Source organism: Stenotrophomonas sp. YJH_SMC_37, assembly GCF_059370035.1.
The window spans coordinates 15,810-29,705 of record NZ_JCAFTG010000010.1 but is presented as its reverse complement, the minus strand read 5'-3'; the positions used below and the strand labels follow the sequence as shown (position 1 = coordinate 29,705).

At 63.6% G+C, this 13,896-nt stretch carries 21 protein-coding genes and 1 tRNA gene; 19 read left to right on the top strand and 3 right to left on the bottom strand.

Annotated features, from left to right (window positions below; translation table 11 throughout):
• Positions 1-14: 14 nt before the first annotated feature.
• From AC5P8J_RS14700 to AC5P8J_RS14640, 13 genes are all read left to right on the top strand, one after another.
• Entirely contained in the window at positions 15-257 is a 243-nt protein-coding gene (locus AC5P8J_RS14700; RefSeq protein ID WP_180832848.1) for a hypothetical protein, read from the top strand.
• 87 nt (positions 258-344) lie between these two features.
• Positions 345-554: a hypothetical protein gene (locus AC5P8J_RS14695; protein WP_329839213.1), complete on the top strand. Its 210-nt coding sequence runs from the start codon at positions 345-347 to the stop codon at positions 552-554.
• The gene (locus tag AC5P8J_RS14690) at positions 551-1,129 is read left to right on the top strand and encodes a hypothetical protein (protein ID WP_495216900.1); all 579 of its coding nucleotides are present in this window, start codon (positions 551-553) and stop codon (positions 1,127-1,129) included. Before AC5P8J_RS14695 ends, AC5P8J_RS14690 begins: the two co-directional genes overlap by 4 nt.
• Positions 1,126-1,377 carry a hypothetical protein gene (locus AC5P8J_RS14685; RefSeq protein WP_495216899.1) on the top strand — a complete coding sequence of 84 codons (252 nt, stop codon included), beginning with the start codon at positions 1,126-1,128 and terminating at the stop codon, positions 1,375-1,377. The genes AC5P8J_RS14690 and AC5P8J_RS14685 overlap by 4 nt, the downstream gene beginning before the upstream one ends.
• Positions 1,370-1,732 (top strand): hypothetical protein, encoded by a 363-nt coding sequence (locus tag AC5P8J_RS14680; protein WP_495216898.1) that lies wholly within the window; start codon positions 1,370-1,372, stop codon positions 1,730-1,732. Before AC5P8J_RS14685 ends, AC5P8J_RS14680 begins: the two co-directional genes overlap by 8 nt.
• Entirely contained in the window at positions 1,729-1,923 is a 195-nt protein-coding gene (locus tag AC5P8J_RS14675; RefSeq protein ID WP_495216897.1) for a hypothetical protein, read from the top strand. The genes AC5P8J_RS14680 and AC5P8J_RS14675 overlap by 4 nt, the downstream gene beginning before the upstream one ends.
• A complete protein-coding gene (locus AC5P8J_RS14670) occupies positions 1,916-2,419 on the top strand; it encodes a hypothetical protein (protein ID WP_329859404.1) in 504 nt (167 codons plus the stop codon). The genes AC5P8J_RS14675 and AC5P8J_RS14670 overlap by 8 nt, the downstream gene beginning before the upstream one ends.
• Complete coding sequence (locus AC5P8J_RS14665; RefSeq protein ID WP_495216896.1) at positions 2,416-2,664, top strand: hypothetical protein; 249 nt, start codon at positions 2,416-2,418, stop codon at positions 2,662-2,664. Before AC5P8J_RS14670 ends, AC5P8J_RS14665 begins: the two co-directional genes overlap by 4 nt.
• On the top strand, positions 2,661-3,245 hold the full coding sequence (locus tag AC5P8J_RS14660) for a hypothetical protein (protein WP_495216895.1): 585 nt from the start codon (positions 2,661-2,663) through the stop codon (positions 3,243-3,245). Before AC5P8J_RS14665 ends, AC5P8J_RS14660 begins: the two co-directional genes overlap by 4 nt.
• On the top strand, positions 3,242-3,559 hold the full coding sequence (locus AC5P8J_RS14655) for a hypothetical protein (protein WP_495216894.1): 318 nt from the start codon (positions 3,242-3,244) through the stop codon (positions 3,557-3,559). The genes AC5P8J_RS14660 and AC5P8J_RS14655 overlap by 4 nt, the downstream gene beginning before the upstream one ends.
• Positions 3,546-3,881 (top strand): hypothetical protein, encoded by a 336-nt coding sequence (locus tag AC5P8J_RS14650; protein WP_495216893.1) that lies wholly within the window; start codon positions 3,546-3,548, stop codon positions 3,879-3,881. Before AC5P8J_RS14655 ends, AC5P8J_RS14650 begins: the two co-directional genes overlap by 14 nt.
• A 17-nt stretch (positions 3,882-3,898) precedes the next feature.
• A complete protein-coding gene (locus tag AC5P8J_RS14645; protein WP_495216891.1) occupies positions 3,899-4,729 on the top strand; it encodes a tyrosine-type recombinase/integrase in 831 nt (276 codons plus the stop codon).
• 17 nt (positions 4,730-4,746) lie between these two features.
• A complete protein-coding gene (locus AC5P8J_RS14640) occupies positions 4,747-5,382 on the top strand; it encodes a DUF8453 domain-containing protein (protein WP_494533618.1) in 636 nt (211 codons plus the stop codon).
• Positions 5,383-5,439: 57 nt separating this feature from the next.
• On the opposite strand, the gene AC5P8J_RS14635 is transcribed toward AC5P8J_RS14640, so the two are convergent.
• Positions 5,440-5,516 (bottom strand) — tRNA-Arg (locus AC5P8J_RS14635).
• A 116-nt stretch (positions 5,517-5,632) separates the two neighbouring features.
• Here AC5P8J_RS14635 and AC5P8J_RS14630 point away from each other — a divergent pair.
• The 6 genes from AC5P8J_RS14630 to AC5P8J_RS14605 all read left to right on the top strand — a co-directional run bounded on the left by AC5P8J_RS14630 (position 5,633) and on the right by AC5P8J_RS14605 (position 11,514).
• Entirely contained in the window at positions 5,633-6,292 is a 660-nt protein-coding gene (locus tag AC5P8J_RS14630; protein WP_494540106.1) for a phosphatase PAP2 family protein, read from the top strand.
• Positions 6,293-6,352: 60 nt separating this feature from the next.
• Positions 6,353-6,703 (top strand): hypothetical protein, encoded by a 351-nt coding sequence (locus tag AC5P8J_RS14625; protein ID WP_167649925.1) that lies wholly within the window; start codon positions 6,353-6,355, stop codon positions 6,701-6,703.
• Positions 6,704-6,783: 80 nt separating this feature from the next.
• Entirely contained in the window at positions 6,784-7,893 is a 1,110-nt protein-coding gene (locus AC5P8J_RS14620; protein WP_058982655.1) for a polysaccharide biosynthesis/export family protein, read from the top strand.
• Between the two features lies 1 nt (position 7,894).
• Positions 7,895-8,569, top strand: coding sequence for a YjbF family lipoprotein (locus tag AC5P8J_RS14615; RefSeq protein ID WP_494540107.1), 675 nt, complete (start codon positions 7,895-7,897; stop codon positions 8,567-8,569).
• 3 nt (positions 8,570-8,572) lie between these two features.
• Entirely contained in the window at positions 8,573-9,325 is a 753-nt protein-coding gene (locus AC5P8J_RS14610; protein WP_494540108.1) for a capsule biosynthesis GfcC family protein, read from the top strand.
• Positions 9,325-11,514, top strand: coding sequence for a YjbH domain-containing protein (locus AC5P8J_RS14605; RefSeq protein WP_134731492.1), 2,190 nt, complete (start codon positions 9,325-9,327; stop codon positions 11,512-11,514). The genes AC5P8J_RS14610 and AC5P8J_RS14605 overlap by 1 nt, the downstream gene beginning before the upstream one ends.
• Positions 11,515-11,580: 66 nt before the next feature.
• Here AC5P8J_RS14605 and AC5P8J_RS14600 read toward each other — a convergent pair whose 3' ends face one another.
• Together AC5P8J_RS14600 and AC5P8J_RS14595 are read right to left on the bottom strand one after the other, a co-directional pair.
• Entirely contained in the window at positions 11,581-12,015 is a 435-nt protein-coding gene (locus AC5P8J_RS14600) for a low molecular weight protein-tyrosine-phosphatase (protein WP_058982710.1), read from the bottom strand.
• Positions 12,016-12,122: 107 nt separating this feature from the next.
• Positions 12,123-13,475, bottom strand: a complete 1,353-nt coding sequence (locus AC5P8J_RS14595; RefSeq protein WP_227844668.1) for an undecaprenyl-phosphate glucose phosphotransferase — start codon at positions 13,473-13,475, stop codon at positions 12,123-12,125.
• Between the last annotated feature and the right edge of the window lie 421 nt (positions 13,476-13,896).

Below are 13,896 nucleotides of genomic sequence, written 5' to 3'. Positions count from 1 at the left end.
CAGGAGACCGAGTAATGCGCCACCTGGCCCTGCCCTTCTTCTGCGCCGTCGCCGTCGGCCTGCTCCTCGCCCTGCTCGCTTGGGCCCTGCGCAACCAGCTCGACGCCGTCGCCCTCGCCTGCGCCATCGGCGCCGTGTTCTTCGCATGGCGCTGCTGGGAAGACCTCCACACCAGCTGGCCGGCGTTCAAGGCCGAAATGCAGCGCCGCAGCGATGAACGACAGCGCGCCCCGCTCGCCGCTGACGACACCCACTGACCCCCTGCCCTGCGCTCTCCCCCTGTAGCGCAGGGAACCCGCGCCGGCCGGGTTCCACCAGCCGGCAACCCATTCCAGGAGTCCAGCGTGCGTAACCAGCTCGACATCTTCGATCACGACCCGGCCCGTATGGCAGCGGCCAACCGCGCCGCCGCCGAACGCGCACTGCACGACGTGCAGTTCACCGCCACCGTCCGGCAAGAACGCCACGAGTACTACGTTGGCGAGGCCGAACGCTGGGAACACCTCGCCGCGCACAGCGCGCGCTCCACCAACAGCAAGGACATGCAGGCATGAGCAACGACAACAAGACCCTGGCCGACGTGCAGCCCGGTGGGAGGGTGAGGCTGGCGACTGTGCCGTATGACCGCGCACGCGACCTGATTGGTGACGCGTACAACGCGGGAACTCACGGCATCGGCTACAGCCAGCAGGCCATGGAGCTTCACGACGCGATCATTCCCGTCCAGTCCTCCCCGGGCGGTCAGGGTGGATTGAACTACGAGCGCATGTTCGTGGACGCCTGCGCCGCGCTGGCCGAGGTTTCACGAGAGCTGGGCTGCGATCCAGAGCAGGGCGGCGCTGAGCCGATCCTTGCGGCCATCGCAGAGCTGCGAGAAGCACTCGCCGCCCGCCAGCCGGTGGGGCAGGAGCCGGTGGATGCAATCGAGCGCATCGCGCGTCTGCTGTATCTGCGTAGCTGCAATCGCCGAGCGGATGGCGCGCCCATGCACGACTGGGAGCCGATGGACGAGCATCTGAAGGACTACTACCGGAAGGATGCTCGCAACTACGAAGCGCTGCGAAATACAGCGCTCTGGCCCGCTGGCCGCGAGAACTACACCACTACTTCCGAGCAGGTGAGCCAATGACGTGTAACCACGAATGGAGCGGCGTTGTCATCCCCGGCCGGGTCAACCGCATCGTCATCGACCAGTGCGAGAGCTGCGGGGAACTGCGACTGCCTGACGCCGCCCCGCCCGCGCAGGCCGTGGACCTGGGGGCGGTTCGCGAGGCCGTCCGCAAAGCCTGGCAAAAATGCGCCGCTGGCGAGAGTGTCGACCTTCAGTTCGGCACGCTGTTGGCCCTGATCGACAGCCAGGCGGTGGGCAATGGCTGACCAGACGACCGCCGGCGCTCTGCCGGATGCCGAGCTGCAGATCCTTCGCCACGCACTGGGTGTTGGCGAGGGCGGCTTGGAGCGCAGCTACCGCAGTCACTTCGTCACCGGCCCAGGCGGCACCGACTACAAGCACTGCATGGTGTTGGTCGAGCGTGGATTCATGGTCCGGCGCGCGGGCAATGCGATCACCGGCGGCAGCGACGTGTTCAACGTCACGCAGGCCGGCCGTGCCGCGGTGCAGGAGCACACCCCGCCGCCACCGAAACTGACGAGGTCGCAGCAGCGATACCAGCAGTTCCTGCGCTACGACGGTGGCGTGACGTTCGGCGAGTACCTGCGGGGCTGGCGATGAAGGCGATCACCACCAACACGTCGGCGCCCATGGCTGGTCAGCTGCTGCTGTTTCCGATCATGACGTTCAATGTTGAGGACCCCATCCAGAAGATCCTCACTCTGCGCCGTAAGTACTGCTGTAGCGGGCATGACGGCGAAGACATTGAGCTGATCCGGGCCGCACTGATGAAGGAGCACGCCAATGGCTGACCAGCTGCTCACCGCTGCAATCGACCACCGCGAGGTCGGCCGGCAGCTGGCCAGCATGTCCGGGGTCGAGCTCGACTTAATCGCACCCCAGGATGCTCGTCTGTGGGAGGCTCGCGGCCACGCGCTGCAGGCGCTCGCTGCCGGCGACATGGACGCCGCGCTGCGCACCATGGGCATGGTGTCCTCGCGGATCATGGACCGAGACGAGGCATGGGAGATCGCATCGAACGCGGTAGCCGTCCGCATTGCCGCCGGCTGGACGCGCGACATGCTGGACAGCAGCACCGAGGCCGGCCGCGCGCCGTGTGGTCGCGGCTACTACCTGTTCTGCTCCGGTGCGATCGCGGTCTGCTACTTCCCGATGGTCTGCATCACCGACATGAACGGTCGCGGCTACCACTTCCATATCGCCCTGGACCTGCTCAACGAACGAGATCCCAGCCCCTACGCAATCCGTCGTCCGGCCGTTCCGCAGCAGTTGGAGATGTTCCGATGATCGCCGCTGGGTTCCCGCTCGCCCGCCACAGGTTGCTGATCTTCATGCGGCAGCACTTGGCGCTCGCGCGGCGCGTACGTCTTCAGGGCCCAGGCAATGGCGGCCTGATGGATCCGCCGTTCTGGCGCTGCATGGACCTGGCCGCCGCGAATCGCGCGCGCCTGCTGCATCTGATCGCCGTTGAACGATCAGCAGTGCCTGCCCCACCTCCGGCACTGCCGGCCCAACTGGAACTGTTCGCATGACCGCACCACTTCCCGTTTCCCCGGCCACCGTTGTCGAGGCCACCAAGGCATCGTCGCCCGTCGCCGCGGTCGTCTCTGCCATGCGGCGTGTCGATCCGGCCACCGCTGTTGACGGTCGCGAGGTGCGCGCTTGGGCTGACACCCTGCTGAAAGCGCTCTACACCGCGCAGCCAGTGCGCTGGGAGTACCGCAACAAGGACGATCACCGGCCTGGCTGCTGGATGCAGGCCGACGCGGGGCACGTCTACGCTGCGCACCAGCGTGGGCTCGTTGTCCGCGCACTGTTCGAGACACCGCGCGTAATCCAGCCCGAGAAGGTCCACGACTTCCAGCGGCGCGTCTGCACGCGCTGCGGCATGAGCGAGGACTGGGCAGGGCCGGATTGCTTCCCACCCGACAACAAGCCCGACCCGCGCAAGCTGCTGCCTGTCGAACCGAGCTGGTTCCTCGAACCCCTGAAGTGGATCCGGGACGCCGGCCCAGCGCCGGTTAGCACGCACGAGCGCCGCCGCAGGGCCACCGAAGCCACCTTCCTGATTGAAAAGCTCGAAGCCCACATCGAGGAGTGCAACAAGCCATGACCCAGGTACATATCAGCCACCCGGAAGGGGTGCCGAACTGCGCCGCCGGCCACCGCGCGCGCCACATCCACGACAAGCGCTGCGCCTCCGCCGGCGGTGGCCACCTGGTCGAGTGCGCCTGCAGGTCGACCAGCAAGCATGCCGACCCCGACAAGGCCATCGCAGCGTGGCGCCGGCTAAACCGGCCAGCACGCGGCGCGCGGGCGACAGTCCTACCGGCCGTCGCCGACAACGTCGTGCAGTTCAACCTCAGCCTCGCCGAGCAGGCGCCGGCCAGGAGGAAGGCCGCAGGAGGCGCCAATGGGCGCCGCTGAACGGCTCGATCTATCAGGGAAGGATTGGCTGACCGTTGAGGAGGCCGCCCACTACTGCGGCGTCTCAAACAGCCAGTTCAGGAAGAACGCCATGGGCTACGGGCTTACCCCCCGCCGCTTCATGGGAAAGCAGTTGTACGAAAAGGCGGCGCTCTATGCCGCGATCGAAGGTGCAGAGGAATGGCAAAAGTTCGACTCTACTGGCGCGGCAGCAAGGCCTACCTCGACTGGGCGGAAGGCGGCGAACGCTTTCGCCGGTCCATTGGGCAACCTGACGCCCGTGAGGCGGAGAGAGTTCGTGCCGCGAAAGAAGCAGAACTGACCCATGGGGTCCGGATCTTGGCGCGCCTGCCTAAGGTCCGCGACTACCTGGAGTGGTATCTGGACTGGTACGAGGCCGAGCACCCGACCACAATCTCGAAAGCCAGGAGCGAAGTAAAGCGCTTCATCGAGCGTTTCGGCCACCGGCCGATCGACAGCATCCGAGCGGTCGAGGTGGAGCAGTACAAGCGCGCCAGGTTGCTGGACGACAAGGCGGCAAAGGAGACTGTCGGGAAGGAGATTCGACGGCTGAAGGCGGCGTTCAATCGCGGCGTCGAATGGAAAGAGCTGGACGTGAACCCGCTCGCCTCAGTGAAGGCGCCTCGCGGCGTGCGAAGCGTGGCAGTCAAGTTCTATGACCGGGCGGCGATGCGCCGGCTGTATCGGGCGAACCCTCGACGGGCGCCCCTGTGGCTCTTCATGGCCCACACGGGGCTGCGTCGGGGCGAGATCATCGGCTTGGAGAAAAGCTCTGTCGTGGCCGGCCGTTTGCTCGTGGAAAGCGACCCAGACGAGAGCGGCGAAGGCAGGACAAAGTCAGGGAAGTGGCGTGAGGTGCCGCTAAACCGTTATGCAAGGTGGGCACTACGCCACCTACCCGACCCAATCGTTACGGTGCATAAGGACACAGTGTCCGATTGGTTCAAGAAAGATTCGGATCTAGCAGGCATTGGTGGACACCTTCATCGGCTCAGGCATACATTTTGCGCGCACATGGTAATGGCAGGCGTTCCGCTTCGTCGGGTCCAGGCTTTGGCAGGTCATGCGGACTACGCCACTACTGAAAAGTACTACGCTCATCTCTCTCCTGACGGCGATGAGACTGCGGTCTCCAAACTCCAATTCTAGGTGGCGTCGACTAAGACATGGATATCTACTTCACCAGCTCCCCTACCCTCACCACTTCCAGCACGCTCGGCCTGTCTTCCACGGATTGGATTGCGCTCAGCAGTGCCTTCATTGCGCTGATTGCCTTGGTGTACTCCGTCTATCAAGGGAGGCTCCAGCGAAGGCACCAGATCCTGTCCGCAAAGCCCATACTTGAATTTCACGTCTCAAATGGCGACACGCTTCTCCTCATACGGAATGAAGGGTTCGGACCTGCTTCTATTGTTTCATTCAGCGCAGCAAAAGAAGGGCAAGTCATTGATATGACTACCGGAGCCGGTATAAAGCAGTTCGTTGCATTGGCCACGGGCGGCATCGAGGAGGATTTCAGATATGAACGGACCAGATTCGACAGTGGCACGGTCTTCGGCGTAGGCAAGGAGGTTTCTGTCGTCACCTCAAGAGATCATCTGTCTGACGCCAGCCGCGTGAAGATCACCGAGGGTCTATCAAGACTAAAGCTCTCGATCAGCTACAAATGCATCTATGGCGAGACCTACTCGACGGAGGCCACTTTCGAACAGGTGGTCGAAGCGGACAACGCCATCTGCGCTGAAGGCCATCCTCAGCAGTCAGCTACCGGCACTGTGCCAAGTGTGCCAAAAGGCCGCTAAGCAAAGGCGCTATAGAGCACCTACTACTAAGCTGAATTGACGTAAGTCATTGATAAATGGTGACCCCGGCCCGATTCGAACGGGCGACCTTCCCCTTAGGAGGGGGACGCTCTATCCAGCTGAGCTACGGGGCCATTGGCAGCGGAGAAGGATACCTCGTCTGGCTGAATGGACCAAGCGCCGGGCGTTCTGCAGTACGCCCACCGTCAGTAATCTGTGCGCTTCTCCCCGCTGCACTTGCCGTCGCCGCATGATGACCTTCTGGCAGAGCCTGTCTGCACTCGGCGACAGCCGCGCCTTGTTTCCGTTTGCCGCTGTACTCGCCTTGTTTCTGCCGCCTTCTCACCGACACCTGCTATGGCGCTGGGCAGCGGCAATGATTGTAGTTGCCGCAACCACGCTAGCGAGCAAGATTGCCTTCATGGGTTGGGGTTTCGGCTTGAAGCATCTGGATTTCACCGGCGTCTCCGGGCACGCTGCCATGTCCAGCACCCTCTATCCCGTGGCCTTCTGGCTGCTGGCCAGCGGACGCAGCCTACAGCTGCGGGCCTGGGCCGTCGTGGGCGCAGGCCTAGCGCTCGCGATCGGCTACTCTCGACTGCCATTGCGAGCCCACTCCCCATCCGAAATCGTCATGGGACTCAGCTTCGGCCTGGCCGCGTCGGCATGGGTGCTGCGTGGCGGACATACTCTGGGCAACACGCTGGTCGTGCGTGGCCGCGCCGCGCTGCTGGCCATTGCCGCCGGCGTGACCTCCCCGATACTGCTTGCAGACTTGCACACCCATGACCTCGTGAAGGCCGCGGCGAAGACACTGTCCGGCCGCGCGCAAGCGTTCGAGCGCCACGGCCTACGCGGCCGTTCGGTCCCAGTCAGCGGCCATCATGGCGATAGCAATCACAAACCTTGACAGCAAGGATTCATCCGAAGAACATGTGAAAGGAATTTTCCCTGACGGAGCAGGCCTCCCATGTTCAAGAAGACGATCGCAGTTGTGGCACTGGCGGCCCTGTCCGCCTCCCCGATGATGAGTTTCGCGCAGGAAGCGCAGGCTACGGCCGGCACGGAGGCCACTGCGGCGGAAGTTGCCGGAGCGGAAGCTGCAGGCGTCTCGACCGCTGCTGTCGTGGGCACCACCGTAATCGGCGTGGCCGCCGCGGCCGTTGCGTACAGCATCGGCGGCGACAGCACCAGCGGCAGCAATGACGGCGGCGGCGGCACTGATCCGGGCGGCCCGGGTCCGGGCGGCCCTGGTACGGGTGGCACCGGCGGTACGGGCGGTACGGGCGGCACCGGTGGTACAGGCGGCACCGGCGGCTGATCAGCGCACTGCGTACCACTCAGGCCCTCGCCGGGCGCGGCCCGGCGGGGGTTTTTTATGCCTGCCAGACTCTCATCCCCATGAATAACATCACCCCTCGCCTCCTTGCCGCTGCGTTGACCGCACTGGCACTGTCCAGCTGTGCGCTTGCGCCGGGACAGCACCTGCGCCGCAGCGACGTTGCCGTCGACCGCAAGAGCGGCGATGGTCAGCTGGAAATCGTCAGCATCACGCCGAAGCTGATCGCCCAGGAAAACGCCGCGCGGACGCAGAATTCACTGCCAGCTGCGTTGTTCGATTACCAGCCGGCACCGTACACGGTCGGGGCCGGCGACATTCTCTATGTCACCGTATGGGATCACCCCGAATTGACCGTGCCAGCCGGTCCCCAGCAGCAGGGTGCTCTGGCAGGGCGCCTTGTGCAGAGTGACGGCACGATGTTCTACCCATACATCGGCAAGGTCACAGCCTCGGGAAAGACGCCGATGCAGCTCCGTGAGGAAATCAGCACCCGCTTGGCCAAGTACGTGGAATCGCCCCAGGTGGACGTATCCGTCCTCACCTATGGCAGCCAGCGGGTCTGGGTAACAGGCGCTGCCCAGCGATCCTCGCCGATTGCTCTGGGCACCTCGCCGCTGACGCTGGCAGATGCTATCAGCCAATCCGGACTGGACAACCAGCAGGCCGACTTGTCGGGCATCCAGCTCAGCCGGGAAGGCATCACTTACACGATCAACCTGGAAACCCTGGCTCGCGAGTTTGGCGGCCGCCAATTACTCCTCAAGGATGGCGACTCCATCTTCGTGCCCTACCTTGATCGCAAAGAGATCTTCGTGGTGGGCGAAGTGAATCAGCCCGGCGCCTACAGCTTCCGAACCGGTGATGTCTCGCTGAACCAGGCACTCGGCCGTGCTCGCGGCCTGCTTCAACAGACCGCAAACGGCAATGCCGTGTATGTCATCCGCGGCAGCACGGACCTGCAACAGGAGCCCTCGATGGTCTATCAGCTGGAGGCGCGCTCTCCGACCGCTTTTGCCGCCGGCAGTCAGTTCCATCTGCAGCCGGGCGACGTCGTATTTGTCGGCGCAGCCGGCGTCAGCCGTTGGAACCGCTTCGTGAATCAGCTGCTGCCCTTCACCAATATCCTGTACAACGCGGCGCGTACCGGAACCGAAATCAAGGACAACTGACATGGCTCGCATGGATGCGGCCTGCCACCATCGCGCCCATGGCGCGCTGTTGCTGGTCGCCGTCGCCGCCCTGCTGTTCTCCGGGTGCACCACCGGCAGCCGCTCCACACTGGATACCTTCCGGCTGATCACCCATCGCCCGGCACAAGCGACCGCAGAAGGCGTGGCCAGCAACCGCTTCCCGCAGATGCAGGTGGAAACTCCCGACCTCACCGCAGTGGCTGTTCTGGGCTACGTCGATGGAGGCCGCCAGCAGTGGTTCGCGGGTTCACATGCGGTGTTCGAAATGGACGCCCACGGCCTGCTGCTGGGTGGCAGCGGCCTCGGGCAGCAATGGCACGCGCGTATCGATGGACCCTCGCCGTTCGATGACCTGCGTACAGTGACCACGCCCGTTGCGGTGCAGCGCCGGTATGACTGGATTCCCGCCTACCAGGTCGACGTAGCCGTGACCGGGATCCTGAGAAGGGGCGAACTGGAGCAGGTGGACATACTGGGTTCGCGCCGGACCCTGCAGCGGTTCGACGAGCAGCTGCAAGGCGGTGGCATGAGTGGCCGCAATGTCTACTGGGCCGATCCTGCCACAGGCTTCATCTGGAAGAGCCGCCAGCATCTGGCGCCCGGTCGTGTTGCTGAGCTGACCCAGCTCAAACCCTATCGCCCGGCCAAGGACTGAGCCATGACGTTCAGATTTATCAACCTGGTAGTGCTTGCCGCGCTGTTCGCTGCCACTGACGTCCAAGCCGCGCAGGTACATATCGAAGGTGCCGTTGAAGCAGCAGGGCAGTACGAGCTGCGTACCGGCGCCCGTCTGGCCGACGGCCTGCTGCTGGCCCGTCCCAAGGCCGACGCCTACCTGCTGGGGGCAAGTCTCGAACGCCCGCAGGCCCTGCCGGCCCAGGTGCGGCTGCGCGCGGGGCTGCAGTATGGCGCCGGGCAGCTGGCACAGTCTGCCGACGCACAGGTCGTGACGCTCGCACAGGCATTGCAGACCTGGCTGGAGACACATCCGGCCACCGGCCGGACGCCCATATCCGGGCCCGCGCGACTGATCCAGGTCCAGCCTGCGAACAACCCGGTGCTAGCCACAGGTGACAGGCTGCGGTTTCCGCTACGGCCACGCACCGTCACTGTCATGGGCGCAGTGGAGCAGGAGTGCGAGCTGCCACACGGTCCGCATCGCGATGCACGTGACTATCTGCGTGACTGTCATCCCAGCCCCCTTGCCGACCGCAACGACATCTACGTGATCCAGCCCGACGGGCGAATCCAGCAGTTGGGCATCGGCCTGTGGAACCGCGCAGATTCCCAGGCTGTCGCGCCCGGGGGTACGGTTTTCGTGCCCGTGCGCGCCTCCCTGATCAAGCGCATCGACCCGCTGTTCAACAGCGATTTCGCCGCGTTCATCGCCACCCAGCCCGTCAACCCGTGATGATCCAGTCCTGCCTGCGCGCGCACCCAGTGCGCCCCGCCCGTTTTGCACTGAGCGCGCTTGCGTTGTCGCTGTCCTGCGCACTGCATGCCCAGGAGGCACCGCCTCCCACTGCCAACGAATGGGGTGGGATCGGTCTTCTGCAGACACCTACCGCGCGCATGGCAAGCGACGGAGACCTGAGCTTCACTGCGTCGTACAACGCCCCCTACGCTCGCTACAACCTGACACTTCAGCCATTCCCGTGGCTGGAGGCCTCATTCCGCTACATCAACGTCAACAATTTGCTGTACGGGCCTAGCATTGCCGGCGATCAGCATTACAAGGACAAGTCGATCGACTTCAAACTGCGCCTGTGGCAGGAATCACGCCTGCTCCCGCAGCTTGCCTTTGGTGTGCGCGATCTGGGCGGCACCGGATTCTTCTCCAGCGAATACCTGGTTGCTAACAAGAATTTCGGCCCGATCGATGCCTCGATCGGACTTGCCACCGGGTACATCGGCAATCGCGGCGATTTCTCGAACCCACTGGGCGCCATCGATGATCGTTTCAAAGACCGGCGCTCCATTGCCAACAGCGACATCACGCAGTCCGGAAAGTTCGGCCTGAGCAACATGTTCAAGGGGCCGGTCGGTATCTTCGGCGGCATCACCTACCAGACGCCGATGGATGAGCTGCTGCTCAAAGTGGAATACGACGGCAACGACTACCGGCGTGAACCGCGAAACAACAACCTCCGCCAGCGCACGCCATTCAACGTGGGGCTGGTCTATGTGCCGAACCGCAATGTCGAACTGACTGCAGCCTGGGAGCGCGGCGACGCGGCGATGTTCTCGCTCACCCTGCGTGGCAATCCCGGCAACGCGCCAGCTGCGCCGAAGCCGTTCGACCCGCCACCGCAGCGGCTGTTGCCTGCGACAACCGCCGCCGATCAGCGCGCATCAGTCGCCAGCAGCGACGCTTCTGGCGCCGCTCCTGGCACCAGTACCGACTGGGCAGCAATCAGCACCGAACTGCAGCGCAATGCCGGGTTCCGTGTCGAACGCATTTCGCGCCGCGGCGACGAACTCTATGTCGACGGTTACCAGACCCGCTACCTGCATCCTGCCAAGGGCCTTGGACGCGCGACGCGCATTCTTGCCAACGCGACCGGCGATGACTACGACTGGTTCACCCTGCGCACCACCCGCGTGGGCATGCCGATCGCCGATCTGTCAATCAACCGCGAAGCGTTCGCGGGATACCTAGATGGCACCGTCAGCGAAGACGTACTGCGGCGGAGCACGGAACTGCAGGCGCCCGACGCGCTCGCGCGCGAAACGCTGTACACGCCCAAGCGCAACCCATTCGGCGGCGGCTTCAACATCGGCTACCGGCAGAATCTTGGCGGCCCTGATGGCTTCATCCTGTACCAGATCGCAGCCAATTACTCGGGCAGCCTGTTCCTGCGCGACAACATCTGGCTGACCGGCACCGTCAGTGCTGATGTCACCAACAACTACCACAAGTTCAAGTACAACGCCCCAAGCCGCCTGCCACGCGTGCGGACGGACATCCGCCAGTACCTGACCACCTCCGACATCATGCTGCCCAATCTGCAGGCCAACATCGCCGGACGGCTGGCACCGGACCTGTATGGCATCGCCTACGCAGGCTACCTGGAGTGGATGTATGCCGGCGTCGGCGGCGAACTGCTGTATCGCCCAAGCGGCGAGCGCTGGGCGGTTGGCGCGAATCTCAACCGGGTGCAGCAGCGCGACTACGATCAGCACTGGGGCCTCCGCGACTATAGGGTCACCACCGGCCACGCCACGCTCTACTATGCCTTCGACGCCCGTGAACGCATCATCGGCTCGCTGTCGGTGGGCCAGTACCTGGCCGGCGACAAGGGTGCCACTCTGGACCTGGCCCGCGTGTTCGACAACGGCGTAACCATGGGCGCTTATGCAACCAAGACCAACGTATCGGCACGCGATTTCGGCGAAGGCAGCTTCGACAAGGGCATCTACTTCAGTATTCCGCTCGATGGATTCCTGCCACGCTCCACGCGCGGCCGTGCGGCCTTCAATTGGAACCCGCTGATCCGCGATGGCGGCGCCATGCTCGGCCGCAAGTATGGCCTGTACGGCATGACGGGTGACCGCGATGAACGCTTCTTCTATGACAATCTGCGTAACGTCGGGGAATGAGAAAGGCCGGGCGCCTGACAGCCCCCGGCCTTTCATCCGCAGCGCAATTTCCAAGGGCTTGTGCAATCAGAGGTAACGCACCCAGCTCTTCACCCCCTCATCCATCAGAGTGTAAACGTGCTCGAATGCAGCACGTTGCTGGCGATAAGGATCGGGAATCTCGCGATCGGACTGCCACTTGCCCAGCAGGAAGGTCTTGCCCGACGCCTCCGGCGCGATTTCGATGATGCGATGGACATGCTTGCGCTCCATCACCAGTACCAGATCCGAAGCTGCAAGGATGCTCCGGTCGATCTGCCGCGCACGATGGCTGCTGCCATCCAGGCCATGCTCGGTCAACAGTGCTTGCGCGGTAGCATCCACACCGTGGTTAACCAGGGCCCCCAGGCCGGCCGAGGACACTGTGATGCCCTTGCCGCTCACAGCCTCACGCAGCATCACTTCCGCCGACGGGCTACGGCAGATGTTGCCGACACACACAACCAGAATATTCTTGAACACGGACAACGGTTTCCATCAGTTCTTCAATACACGAGAAATGCAGCGCGCTGCTGCCACCCAGATGCATCCACACGAGCCTACCGACGCATCCCGGCGCAAACCTTGCACTAATACGCCGATTTCTGCCCCAGCACCTTCAGCGCGGTCAGCACAATGATCCGCACGTCAAGCGTCGGGCTCCAGCGCCGGATGTAATCGATGTCGTACTGCACGCGTTTCTTCATCGAGCGCAGCTCCGGCGTCTCGCCACGCAGGCCGTGCACCTGCGCCCAGCCGGTAATCCCAGGCTTGACGTAGTGACGATGCATGTAGCGCTCGATCACGCGCTCGTAGTGGTTGTTGTGCTGGATCGCGTGCGGGCGCGGCCCGACCACCGACATGTTTCCACCCAGCACGTTGAAGAACTGCGGCAGTTCGTCCAGGCTGCTGCGGCGCAGGAAGGCGCCGAACCGGGTGACTCGCGGATCACCGCGCCTAGCCTGGGTAATCTGCCCCTCTCCCTCTGCATGCACGCGCATGGAGCGGAACTTGAGCATCCAGAACTCCTTGCCACCCAGCCCGTGACGCTTCTGGCGGAACAGCACTGGCCCGGGCGAACTCAGCTTCACGCCAATGGCGAGCACGACAAACAACGGCGCCAGCAGGACCACCGCGACACCAGCCACGAGGATGTCCTCGATCCGCTTGAACAGGCGAAACCGGTGGTCTGCCAAGCCCTGCCGCACACCGATCATCGGCACATCACCCACTTGGTGCAGACCGGGGTTGAGCGCCCCCAGGCCCGTGGTATCAGGGATCAGACGCACAGGCACCGGAAATCGCTCGATCTGCTTGAGCATGTCCCTGACCGCGGCGGCATCCCCCATCGGCATCGACACCCAGACCTGATCGAATTCTCCGCGGTGCTGATCCATGTACTGCGGGACCTCAGCCAGCAAGCCCAGTCGGCGCGGCGCATCACCGCCACGGCGGGTGGCGATATCGCCTGCACCGGCGAAGTAGCCAATGACTTCCTTGCCCAGCTCCGGCTTGCCACGCAGCAGGCGGTGCAGTTTCAGGGCCGGGGCGCGAAGTCCGACCAGCAGGACCCGTTCGCGGTCCATCCCACGCGAGCGCAGCCGATGCAACTGCACCCTCAGCAGCACACGCAGCGCCGCCATCGATCCCAGGCCAAAGGCATACCAGCCAATCAGCCACGTCGACGGCACCACATCGGCAAGCCCGACCAGGACGACGTAGAGCGAGAACAGCGCAAAAGTGGCAGACCACGCCAACAGCAGCAGCCAGAGATCAGCGAGAAGCCCTCGCATCCGCCAGTTCCGATACAACGGCGCGACCGAGAAGCAAACGACAGCGCTGAGAACCACCGCACCAAATACGATTCGCTGGGAAGAATCCGGCGCACCTGTTCCGTACAAAAGAAAGTGAGAAAGCACTGCCATCCCCGGCAGCAACAACATGTCGCCCAAGCGCAACCCCAACTCCAGGGCAGCGCGCGCTTCAACACGGCGGCGGCCCGCCCGGGCCCGCTCTGCGGGAAGGTCTTCTACTGATCCATGTAGCAATGCACTTCTCCATATCTCGGCTCGAGGGGGCGCGGAACCAGTGCCCACGTGCATGGACTCCCCAGCCAGCACGGAATCATCGAGGTTGTTTCAATCAAATGTGGAGGAATTGTGGATGAAATTTTGACCAAAAGATAGGAATTCCGTTAAGACACAGACCTGGAAAGGCGTCATCAGTTGAACCTAAGCCATTGAAAAAAATGAAAATCCCAACTGTGTCAATTTGAATCAATATGCGTCATTTCGCGTCAATAAAGGAACGCGATTGCGCGCCTCATGTCGGTCCGCTGGCGCCGGGGGGCCACCCCGCACCGCA

Excerpts from the sequence above, each read along its gene's own strand:
- AC5P8J_RS14700 (WP_180832848.1), top strand. The coding sequence starts at position 15 with ATGCGCCACCTGGCCCTGCCCTTCTTCTGCGCCGTCGCCGTCGGCCTG.
- AC5P8J_RS14690 (WP_495216900.1), top strand. The coding sequence starts at position 551 with ATGAGCAACGACAACAAGACCCTGGCCGACGTGCAGCCCGGTGGGAGG.
- AC5P8J_RS14685 (WP_495216899.1), top strand. The coding sequence starts at position 1,126 with ATGACGTGTAACCACGAATGGAGCGGCGTTGTCATCCCCGGCCGGGTC.
- AC5P8J_RS14680 (WP_495216898.1), top strand. The coding sequence starts at position 1,370 with ATGGCTGACCAGACGACCGCCGGCGCTCTGCCGGATGCCGAGCTGCAG.
- AC5P8J_RS14675 (WP_495216897.1), top strand. The coding sequence starts at position 1,729 with ATGAAGGCGATCACCACCAACACGTCGGCGCCCATGGCTGGTCAGCTG.
- AC5P8J_RS14670 (WP_329859404.1), top strand. The coding sequence starts at position 1,916 with ATGGCTGACCAGCTGCTCACCGCTGCAATCGACCACCGCGAGGTCGGC.
- AC5P8J_RS14665 (WP_495216896.1), top strand. The coding sequence starts at position 2,416 with ATGATCGCCGCTGGGTTCCCGCTCGCCCGCCACAGGTTGCTGATCTTC.
- AC5P8J_RS14660 (WP_495216895.1), top strand. The coding sequence starts at position 2,661 with ATGACCGCACCACTTCCCGTTTCCCCGGCCACCGTTGTCGAGGCCACC.
- AC5P8J_RS14655 (WP_495216894.1), top strand. The coding sequence starts at position 3,242 with ATGACCCAGGTACATATCAGCCACCCGGAAGGGGTGCCGAACTGCGCC.
- AC5P8J_RS14650 (WP_495216893.1), top strand. The coding sequence starts at position 3,546 with ATGGGCGCCGCTGAACGGCTCGATCTATCAGGGAAGGATTGGCTGACC.
- AC5P8J_RS14640 (WP_494533618.1), top strand. The coding sequence starts at position 4,747 with ATGGATATCTACTTCACCAGCTCCCCTACCCTCACCACTTCCAGCACG.
- AC5P8J_RS14630 (WP_494540106.1), top strand. The coding sequence starts at position 5,633 with ATGATGACCTTCTGGCAGAGCCTGTCTGCACTCGGCGACAGCCGCGCC.
- AC5P8J_RS14625 (WP_167649925.1), top strand. The coding sequence starts at position 6,353 with ATGTTCAAGAAGACGATCGCAGTTGTGGCACTGGCGGCCCTGTCCGCC.
- AC5P8J_RS14620 (WP_058982655.1), top strand. The coding sequence starts at position 6,784 with ATGAATAACATCACCCCTCGCCTCCTTGCCGCTGCGTTGACCGCACTG.
- AC5P8J_RS14615 (WP_494540107.1), top strand. The coding sequence starts at position 7,895 with ATGGCTCGCATGGATGCGGCCTGCCACCATCGCGCCCATGGCGCGCTG.
- AC5P8J_RS14610 (WP_494540108.1), top strand. The coding sequence starts at position 8,573 with ATGACGTTCAGATTTATCAACCTGGTAGTGCTTGCCGCGCTGTTCGCT.
- AC5P8J_RS14605 (WP_134731492.1), top strand. The coding sequence starts at position 9,325 with ATGATCCAGTCCTGCCTGCGCGCGCACCCAGTGCGCCCCGCCCGTTTT.
- AC5P8J_RS14595 (WP_227844668.1), bottom strand. The coding sequence starts at position 13,475 with ATGTTGTTGCTGCCGGGGATGGCAGTGCTTTCTCACTTTCTTTTGTAC.